A 10,286-nucleotide genomic window follows, 5' to 3' on the forward strand; every position below is an offset into this window, starting at 1 on the left:
ATTTGAATCAATGGGTCAAAATTTACTAGACTCAGGTGCAGCTACCGGATTGTTTGCGGGTATTATTAGTAATACCAATCGTTTCTGCAATACTCAGACTACCGCCAAGAGCATGACTGTAGCCGCTCAAATGTTGGCTGCTGGAGCCGATCAGCAAGCCGTAGTCAAGGCTTTGTTTCAGGACAAGAAGAAAAAACGTTGATAAGACCATTTAAGAGATGAGTTATAGGCAGCTAGATCTTGATATCTCCGAGCAAAGAATTCCAGAAGGAATCTATCTAGTAGATAAACCAGCTGGCTGGAGTTCTTTTGATGTAGTAGCCAAAGTTCGTAAGCTTTCCGGTATCAAGAAGGTTGGACACGCGGGTACTTTAGACCCCTTTGCTACGGGTTTATTGGTAGTAATGGTAGGTAAGCAGTTTACTAAACAATCAGACCATTACCTTGGTATGGAGAAGCTTTATCGGGCATCAGTTTATCTAGGGAATGTTAGTACTAGCTTTGATCCAGAGGGCGATATCAGTCCCTATAGTATTATTCGACCAGACACTAAGCAGGTAGTCGAAGCCCTAGGGTTATTATCTGGTAATTATTTACAGATGCCACCAATCTATAGTGCAATCAAGCTTGCTGGTAAGCGAGCATATAAGCTGGCTAGGGAAGGCAAGAAGCCGGAGATGCAACTAAGGTTGGTGAAGATAATCTCAGTAGACAAGCTGGAGTATACTTATCCACTAGTAAGCTTTGATATTAGAGTTGGTAGCGGAACATATATTCGCTCATTTGCCAATGACCTCGGGGTAATTTTGGGCACTGGTGGATATCTAAAATCACTTAGGAGATTAGAGGTAGGTACTCAGAGGTTGTCTAATTAGTAAAAAAATGCTATACTTAGAATCATGAAGCTTACAGCCAAGCAAGAAACTATTAAAAAGCATGCTAATACCGCACAAGATACTGGATCTGCTGAGGTTCAGGTAGCCCTTTTGACTGAAAGGATTATTGAGATGACTGAACATCTCAAGGTTCACAAGAAAGATAATCATTCTCGCAGAGGATTGCTCGCGATGGTTAGTAAGAGAAGAAAGCTATTAAATTATCTACAAAGGACAGCTCCGGATAAATATACAAAGTTGATCAAAGAACTTAGCTTGCGTAAATAGTTTCAGTCTGGTTTTTATATCACAATAGAAAGATCGGACTGAGTCTAGTCAGTCTAGTCTGGATTTTTCTAAGTCATCTATTGATGAAATAGACTACTTGGGTAAGTTCAGAAGACTTAGGCTCATAAGAGCACTAAAATTATAGGAGGAAAGATGAATAATATAGTTCATCCTTTTGGCAAAGAGTATCGTCAATATGAGACTACATTTGCAGATAAAAAACTAATAGTAGAAGTAAACAAAGTAGCATTTCAGGCCACTGGGTCGGCTTTAGTCCGTTATGGTGATACAGTACTTCTAGCTACTACCACGGTCTCAGAGCAACCAAATGAGTTTGCTGGGTTTTTCCCATTGATGGTGGAGTATCAGGAAAGATGGTATGCCAGTGGCAAAATAGCCGGATCAAGGTTTGTTAAGAGAGAGGGACGACCAAGCGATCGAGCTGTTTTGATCTCTCGTTTGATTGATCGTCCGATTCGTCCGCTGTTCCCAAAGGGTTATAGAAATTCAGTGCAGATTGTAATCACAGCACTTAGTATTGATCCGTCAATACCAACTGAAGTGCTTGGTATCATCGCCGCATCAGTTTCGACGATCTTGGCTGGAGTGCCATTTGATGGTCCAGTTGCTGCTGCCAAGTTTGGTATTATTGACCGCAAATTGGCGATAAACCCAGGCATCGAAGAGGATCAGGAGAGCAGACTAGAACTAGTAGTAGCTGGTAAACAAGATTCCATTATGATGGTAGAGGCTGGTGCTAATGAGGTCCAAGAAGAAACAATTATCAAGGCTTTTGAGCAAGCAATTGAGGCTTGGCAACCAGTGATTGAGTTGCAAAAACAAATTGTCCAGGATTTGGGTATTGAGACCAAACCCTATGAACTCTTTAAGCCTAGTCAAGAAGTCGAACAAAAGATTGTTGAATTTCTGGGTGATGATTGGAGTCAAAAGCTCAACCTGAGTTCAAACAATAACCGCAAAGAAGTTATCAGTAGCTTGAGAGATCAAGTAATAGAGGCCTTGGCCGTCAGTGAATATACTCCAGAGTTGGCTCGTGAAATATCCAGTGACGATATTGCTGATAGATATCCAAAAGGTGAGGTTCTTGAAGCTTTTGAGGGATTGGTTCATAAGCAAGTGCGCCAAGGAATATTGATAGATCAAGAACGGCCTGATGGCAGGAAGTCAACTGATATTAGGACTTTGTCAATGGAAGTTGGGTTCCTCCCAAGGACTCATGGCTCAGCAATTTTTACTAGGGGAGCTACTCAAACTATCTCGGTTGCTACTCTTGGTTCGGTTGGTTCGGCCCAATTGATAGATACTATGGAAGAAGACACTGATAAGCGTTATATGCATCATTACAATTTTCCACCATTTTCTGTTGGTGACGCTAGACCAATGCGATCAGCCGGGAGAAGAGAAATCGGCCACGGAGCATTGGCAGAAAGAGCCATCGAGCCGATGATACCAGATAAAGGTCAGTTCCCGTATACTATTAGAGTAGTATCAGACATTACTTCTAGCAGTGGTTCGACTTCCATGGCTAGTGTTTGTGGTTCAACTCTCTCATTAATGGATGCTGGAGTCCCACTCAAGCGACCTGTTTCTGGTATTGCGATGGGTCTAGTGATAGATAAAGACAATCCAGGTAATTATCAAATATTAAGTGATATTCAAGATGCCGAAGATTTTGCAGGGGATATGGACTTTAAGGTAGCTGGAACAAGCACCGGTATCACCGCCCTGCAAATGGATATCAAGGTTAAGGGACTAACACTTGAGATACTTGGTAAAGCTTTGGATCAGGCAAAACAGGGTAGATTGGAGATTTTAGGCAAAATGCTTGAAGTAATCGACCAACCACGTACTAGCCTTAGTCCTTTTGCTCCTGCAATTATTACCATTCAAATTGATCCAGACAAGATTGGAGCAGTGATTGGTAAGGGAGGAGAGACTATTCAGGGGATCATTGCCGATACTGGTGTAGAGATCGATATTCAGGATGATGGACAGATACTGATTACTTCGCCAGATCAGGTTGCTAGCGATCGAGCTATTGCAATTATTCAGGGTCTTGTAGCAGAACCTGAGATTGGTAAGGTCTATCAGGTTAAGGTAGTTAAGGTCTTAGATTTTGGGGCTTTTGTAGAATACTTGCCAGGCAAGGAGGGAATGATTCATATTTCAGAGATTGCAGATAAGAGGATTGAAGACTTGACTCAAGAAGTAGAAGTAGGTGATCAATTTGAAGCAAAGTTAATTGGTGTGGATGATAGGGGTAGGGTTAAATTAAGCAAAAGAGCTGCCAATCAGTAGTGATGATACTATGAGTAAGTCAGCAAAGCTCCAAGAGATAGCTGAAGCTATAGCATTAGATAGGCTGTATTCTGGAGCTTTGAATCCAGTACCTGGTAGTGGTAATCCAGATGCGAAGTTGGTAATTATTGGTGAAGCTCCTGGCAAAAAAGAAGATCAGTTAGGAGAACCTTTTGTTGGTAGGAGTGGACAGGTACTTAATAAAATGCTTGAGCAGATTGGCTTAGACCGAGATCAGGTATTTATTACCAATGTCGTAAAATATCGTCCACCAGACAATAGAGATCCTAGTGAAGAAGAGATAGTCAAGAGCATTCAGTATCTAGACCAACAATTGGCAGTAATTGACCCAGAATTAATCTTATTGATGGGTAGGCATGCCTTAAATATCTTTTTCCCAGGAGTCAAGATTTCGGAAGCCCACTCTAAGTTGTACAAGAAAGATGATAGACTCTATATACCGCTTTTTCATCCCGCAACTACCCTCTATAATCCGAGCAACCAACAGATTTTATCAGAAGGGTTTGCTATAGTTCAACAAACCCTAAACAAGATTAAGAAATTTAAATAATAATCTAACTATTTAAGAAAAAGGAGAACAATGGATAAACCAGTTCGAAAAAGTCGTTTTGCAATTAGTGCAAAACCACTACAAAGTCAAAAAGATCAAAAACCTAGGCCTATTAATTCAAGACAGCCTAGATCATCGAGACAACCATCTCGTCAAATAAAGCCATCAGAGCCAGCCAAATTACCCAACCTGACTCCGGTTCCCGAGGCTACTTTGCGGATTATTCCAATGGGCGGAGTAGGCAAAGAAGGTATTGGTAAGAATATGATGGCCATTGAGTATCAAAGTGACATTTTGATAGTTGATATGGGGATGGCCTTCCCGACCGAAGAAACTCCGGGAATCGATTATATTATCGCCGATCCTACATATCTGGAGGTCAACAAGCATAAGATTAGGGGGTTACTGATTACTCATGCCCACCTGGATCATATTGGAGGTATTCCTTATATCTTACCAAAGTTTCCAGTACCGATTTATGGTTCTAAATTCACTGTCAAGTTTATTGAAAAGAATATTAGTGAATTCAAATTTACATTTAAGCCCCAGTTTAGAATGATTGATCCTGATTTGCATGAAAAAGTTAGGATAGGGGTCTTCGATGTGGAGTTTGTTAGGGTAATCCATTCAATTGTTGATGCTTGTGCTGTGGTGATAGGTACTCCAGCTGGTAAGATCATCAACACTGGAGATTATCGGTTTGATGATAATCCTTATGACGGAGTGTTTGCTGATAAGACACGGTTCAAAGAATTGGGTGACCAAGGAATACTACTCCTGATGGCTGATAGTACTAGTTGCTACAAGCCAGGATATTCAGTATCAGAGAGGATAGTGAACAAGGGTCTTGAGGAGGTGTTTGAAAAGGCAGGAGATTCGAGGATGATAGTATCTGCTTTTGCTAGTAGTATCACTAGATTACAAATGATTTTGGACCTAGCTTACAAATACAAAAGAACAGTTTTGGTTGATGGACGTTCAATGCTTAGTAATATTGAGTTGGCTATCAAGTATAAGTATATCAACGTTAAGCCTGGAGCAATTACCCCACTTAAGGGCTCTAAAAAATTTCCAGATAGCAAGACCCTGATTCTATGTACAGGCAGTCAGGGAGAGTATTATGCATCGCTTGCCAGGATTGCCCGTAAGCAACATGCTAGTATTGAGCTCAAGAGAGGTGATTCTGTGGTGATGAGTAATAGTATTATTCCCGGCAATGATCAAGCAATCAGCAAGCTTGTTGATCAGTTGATGCGCCTCGGTGCTTATGTCTATCAGGATTCATTCAGAGATTTTGATCAGATCGAGAATATTCACTCCAGTGGTCATGCGGGTGCTGAAGAGACCAAAGAGATGATCTCATTAGTTCGCCCAAGTTATTTTATACCAATCCATGGAGACTATAGCTTTTTAGTACGTAATGGTATTAATGCCCAGAGGGCAGGTATAAATCCTGATAATATTTTTGTTGTAGAGGATGGTCAATCCATCGAATTTAGTTTAGTCGACGGAATAGCCAAGGGTAGGCTTGGGCCAAAATTCCCTAGTGGACCGATTCTCTTGGGTGGAAGCAGGACTGGAGCTCAGGAAATCTCTCCTGTAGTAGTTAGAGATCGTAAATCAATGGGTGAAGATGGGGTATTCGTGTTGGTTGCTAATATCGATAAGCATACTGGTGTATTACTACATAGTCCCGATATTATATCGAGAGGATTTGTTTATATGAAAGACAATGAAGAATTGATATTCAAGGCGAGGTCCTTGGCAAAAAGGTTGATTACGGCTGCTGGGAAATCTGCCCAGACTCAACAATTCAAGAATAAGTTGCGAGAACGAGTTGGAGAAGTGTTGACCAATCAGACGGATAAGACTCCAATGGTCTTGGTGATCATAAATAGTATTTAAAAAACTTACAGCTAGATAAGAGGTTTGCTTAACTCCGACCCGACATTAGTTCCGGAATCAGATAATGCGAAATGCTGGATCTCTCATAAATCCTTACAGGATCTTGGAAGATGACGGCGTTGAGGCTTCGGATATTTGAGGGAGGAGGGGGATGAAAAGAAGGCTTTGGAATATGACAGGGTGAGACCTTTAGAATTTTGGTTGGTGACAAGATAAATATAAAGGGTGCGAATTTTGAAGGATAAACTCCTATCATTGTGTTATAGAGGATGGTCAATCATTAGAAGTATGCTCTGCGTGCATACTTAATAAAGATGGAATAGATATAATAATCTATTAGGGGTGCTAAGACCTTACTTTTTGGAAGAACAATAGATTGAGTATTAGAGACAAAGTCAACAAGGTATTAGAAAAGTTAATTAGCACTCTTGACATGAGAGTGCTAATTAATTAATATAGTAATGTGGCTAAACAAGAAATGGATCAACTAACTGCTAGGCAGGCAGAAGTATTAGCTAGAATCATTGAAATATATGCCGAACTTACGACTCCAGTAGGGTCAAAGATGCTATGCCAAGATTTTGAGTGTAGCTCTGCTACTATTAGATCTGAGATGGCCCAGCTTGAAAAGCTAGGTTATATCAAGCAGCCACATACTAGTTCTGGACGCTATCCAACGGATAAGGGTTATAGGTATTATGTTAATACTTTAAAAAACCAATCAAACCAGTTGATGTCCAGGGGTTATATGGGTATAGAGCGAGCTATCAATTCCTTGTCAGACAATAGAGAGGCGATGATCAGGAGGGCTGTATCAATGCTTGAGAATATTTCAGGAAATACCGCCTTTATTTACGACAGAAAGAACATCTATTTTTCGGGACTCAGGAGACTGTTTGCCCAGCCAGAATTACGGGATCATGCTAGAAGCATGGATGCCGCTAGATTTCTAGACAGTCTCGCTGAATGGCTAAGCAGGAGTGAATTAGAAAAGAAGACCACAGTATTCATTGGTATGGAGAATCCAGTGATCGGTACTAGCGGGCTCACTATGATTGTTACCGGTTTTGGTAGGAATCAGCCTGCTGCTAACTATCTAGGAATTGTTGGACCTACCAGACAAAGTTATAGGAAGGTAATCATGACAGTTGGGTTTATTAGTAATTTATTAGAGGAGGTATTGGAATAATATGAAAGTGTCAGATAGGAAAATTAAATCAAGCAAAGACCAAGATAAAGAGATAATTGAATTAACCAATTCATTACAAAGGTTGCAGGCCGAGTTTGACAACTATAGGAGAAGAGGAGAAGAGGAAAGATCTAGATTGTCATCCCAGATCAGGACTGGGTTATTAGAAGAGTTCTTGCCAGTATTGGACAACTTAAATCTAGCAAACAAAGCCATTCCTGATGATATAAAATCCAATTCTTGGGTCAAGGGCATGCAAGCAGTAGCCGGTCAGCTCGAGGCAGTGTTTGGTCAATTAGGTTTAAGTAGAGTAGTAAGCATTGGTCAACAATTTGATCCTGATAAGTATGAAGCAATTGAAGAAGTTTATTCAGATCGTCCCATTGGGGAAGTGATTGAAGAGCTAGCCAGTGGCTATGCTTATCAGGATAAGATTGTCAGATATGCAAAAGTAAAAATTAGTAAGGGTAGTCAATTACCCAAAGAGGAGAATAAATAATGGGAAAAATTATTGGAATTGATCTTGGTACTACCAATTCTGCTATGGCAGTGATGGAAGGTGGTAAGGCAACAATTATTACAAATACTGAAGGAAGCAGAACTACGCCTAGTGTAGTAGCGATTGGTAAAGATAAGGCAAGACTTGTTGGTCAGGCTGCTAAACGTCAGGCTGTTGTTAATCCAAAGAACACTATCTTTTCAGTCAAGAGATTAATTGGTCGTCTATTCAATGATCCAGAGGTTCAAAGAGACATTAAGTTGATGCCTTATGAAATCAAGAAGGGTGGCACCAGCGTCAAGGTTGCCATGGGAGACAAAGATTATACACCAGAAGAGATCTCAGCTATGATCTTGTCTAAGCTCAAAGCTGATGCCGAGAAATATCTTGGTCAAAAGATTACTGAAGCTGTGATAACTGTTCCTGCCTACTTTAATGATGCTCAACGTCAAGCTACCAAAGATGCGGGTAAGATCGCAGGCCTAGAGGTTAAAAGGATTATCAATGAACCGACAGCTGCAGCTTTGGCCTATGGTCTTGATAAGAAAAAAGAAGAAAAGGTTGTAGTATATGATCTTGGAGGCGGAACATTTGATGTTTCAATCTTGGAGCTAGGCGATGGCGTATTTGAAGTAAAGAGTACCAATGGAGATACCCATCTGGGTGGTGATGATTTCGATCTTGCTATCATTGGTTGGTTGGTTGATCAATTTAAGGCTGATCAAGGTGTTGATTTGAGCAATGATAAAACTGCAATGCAGAGAATCAAGGAAGCAGCCGAAAAGGCTAAGGTTGAGTTGTCATCAGCTCCGACTACAGAAATTAATCTGCCATTTATTACCGCAGATAGTAATGGTCCGAAACACCTAACAGTATCAATGACTAGGGCAGAGCTAGAAAAACTAGTCAGTCCAATAGTTGAAAAGACTCTCAAGCCATGCCAAGCAGCCTTAAAGGATGCTGGTTTAAGCAAGTCTGATATCGATGAAGTAATCTTGGTCGGTGGAATGACTAGAATGCCATTGGTTCAAGCTAAGGTAAAAGAGTTCTTTGAAAAGGAACCATTGACAGGGGTCAATCCAGATGAGGTAGTCGCATTAGGGGCTGCTGTTCAGGGTGGAGTTTTAGCCGGTGACGTCAAGGATGTCTTGCTCTTGGACGTTACACCATTATCTCTCGGACTTGAAACTATGGGTGGCGTATCTACTAAGTTGATTGAGCGCAACTCAACAATCCCCACAGCTAAGTCTCAAGTTTTTTCAACAGCCGCGGACAATCAGCCAAGTGTTGAAATCAATGTTTTGCAGGGAGAGCGAGAAATGGCCTCAGACAATAAGAGTCTTGGCAAGTTTATTTTAGATGGCATACCTCCAGCACCAAGGGGAGTACCCCAGGTAGAGGTAACGTTTGATATTGATGCCAATGGGATACTTAATGTTTCGGCAAAAGATAAGGGTACGGGTAAGGAACAAAAGATCACTATTCAGAATTCTGGCAATTTAGACAAAGCTGAAGTAGAAAAGATGCGTCAAGATGCTGAGAATCATGCAGAAGAAGACAAGCATAAACGCGAACTAGCTGAAACCAAGAATTTGGCCGAGTCTCTAGCTCATAGTACCGAAAAGAGCCTTGAGGAGCACAAAGACAAGCTAGAAGAATCAGACAAGACAGCTATAGAAGAAGCTCTGAAGTCCCTAAGGGAAAAACTATCAGGAGATGATAAGGATGCTATTGATCAAGCAGTTAAGGAATTGAGTGAGAAATCCCAAAAACTTGGAGAGATTGTCTATAAGCAGAGTCAGGAACAAGCAACTAGTGCAGAAGAAAACAAAGATGACTCTAGCTCTGACGACCAACCCGTAGAAGGCGAAGTGGTCGAATAGTCAGATGGCCAAGCGTGATTACTATCAGGTACTTGGTGTTCCTAGGACGGCTAGTGAAGAAGAAATTAAGAAGGCCTTCAGGAAGCTAGCCGTCAAACTTCACCCTGATAGGGAGGGTGGAGACGAGGCTAAGTTCAAGGAGGCCAACGAAGCCTATGAGGTTCTCAAGGATCCCAAGAAACGTCAGCTCTATGATCAGTTTGGCCATAATGCTGGGGCACATCAGGCAGGGGCTGGTTCCGGCCATCAGGGCTTCTCAGGCTTCTCGGGCTTCTCGGGTCAGGGTGTAGAATTTGACTTTGGCGATTTAGGCGGACTAGGAGATATCTTAGAAGGTATGTTTGGTGGAGGCTTCGGCTCTGGGTTTAGCCGTGGCAATCGTCCTATACAAGTTCAAATGGCAATTGATTTTATGGAATCAATCAAGGGCACCACCAAAGATATCAGCTTAAGAGTAGATAATCATCAGAAGGGTGAAAAAGAAAACCGTCAAATTAAGGTCAAGATCCCAGCAGGTATTGAGGATGGACAGTCGATTAGGGTCAGATCCAAGGGCTCAATAGACAGTCAGGGTAATTCAGGCGATTTGATCATTCATATTCAAGTTCGTCCAGACAAGCACTTCCAAAGAAGAGGGTCAGATATCGTTTCAGAATTAGAGATTGGGATGGTAGAGGCGGCTCTCGGTAAGGAAATAGAGATCGATGGAGTCTATGGTAAGGAAAGGGTAAGTGTTCCAGCCGGGACTCAGCCAAAT

General features: G+C 41.5%; 10 protein-coding genes. All 10 read left to right on the forward strand.

Going from position 1 to position 10,286, the window contains the following annotated elements; translation table 11 throughout:
- Positions 1 to 202 (forward strand): hypothetical protein (locus KA531_03655; GenBank protein ID MBP6005965.1); only part of this gene is annotated, 202 nt, incomplete at its 5' end.
- 16 nt (positions 203 to 218) lie between these two features.
- Positions 219 to 875, forward strand: coding sequence for a tRNA pseudouridine(55) synthase TruB (truB, locus tag KA531_03660; GenBank protein ID MBP6005966.1), 657 nt, complete (start codon positions 219 to 221; stop codon positions 873 to 875).
- A 24-nt stretch (positions 876 to 899) separates the two neighbouring features.
- Positions 900 to 1,163: a 30S ribosomal protein S15 gene (gene rpsO / locus KA531_03665; GenBank protein MBP6005967.1), complete on the forward strand. Its 264-nt coding sequence runs from the start codon at positions 900 to 902 to the stop codon at positions 1,161 to 1,163.
- A 153-nt stretch (positions 1,164 to 1,316) separates the two neighbouring features.
- Entirely contained in the window at positions 1,317 to 3,482 is a 2,166-nt protein-coding gene (locus KA531_03670) for a polyribonucleotide nucleotidyltransferase (protein ID MBP6005968.1), read from the forward strand.
- Positions 3,483 to 3,492: 10 nt separating this feature from the next.
- On the forward strand, positions 3,493 to 4,053 hold the full coding sequence (locus tag KA531_03675) for a uracil-DNA glycosylase (GenBank protein ID MBP6005969.1): 561 nt from the start codon (positions 3,493 to 3,495) through the stop codon (positions 4,051 to 4,053).
- Between the two features lie 30 nt (positions 4,054 to 4,083).
- Complete coding sequence (locus tag KA531_03680; GenBank protein ID MBP6005970.1) at positions 4,084 to 5,958, forward strand: ribonuclease J; 1,875 nt, start codon at positions 4,084 to 4,086, stop codon at positions 5,956 to 5,958.
- A gap of 463 nt (positions 5,959 to 6,421) precedes the next feature.
- A complete protein-coding gene (locus KA531_03685) occupies positions 6,422 to 7,147 on the forward strand; it encodes a transcriptional regulator (GenBank protein MBP6005971.1) in 726 nt (241 codons plus the stop codon).
- Between the two features lies 1 nt (position 7,148).
- Positions 7,149 to 7,646: a nucleotide exchange factor GrpE gene (locus KA531_03690; protein ID MBP6005972.1), complete on the forward strand. Its 498-nt coding sequence runs from the start codon at positions 7,149 to 7,151 to the stop codon at positions 7,644 to 7,646.
- Positions 7,646 to 9,529 (forward strand): molecular chaperone DnaK, encoded by a 1,884-nt coding sequence (gene dnaK / locus KA531_03695; GenBank protein MBP6005973.1) that lies wholly within the window; start codon positions 7,646 to 7,648, stop codon positions 9,527 to 9,529. The genes KA531_03690 and dnaK overlap by 1 nt, the downstream gene beginning before the upstream one ends.
- Positions 9,530 to 9,533: 4 nt before the next feature.
- Positions 9,534 to 10,286, forward strand: a 753-nt coding sequence (locus KA531_03700; GenBank protein ID MBP6005974.1) for a J domain-containing protein, incomplete at its 3' end; no start/stop codon positions are given.

The sequence above is a fragment of the Candidatus Saccharibacteria bacterium genome (genome assembly GCA_017983775.1).
Lineage (GTDB): Bacteria > Patescibacteriota > Saccharimonadia > JAGOAT01 > JAGOAT01 > JAGOAT01.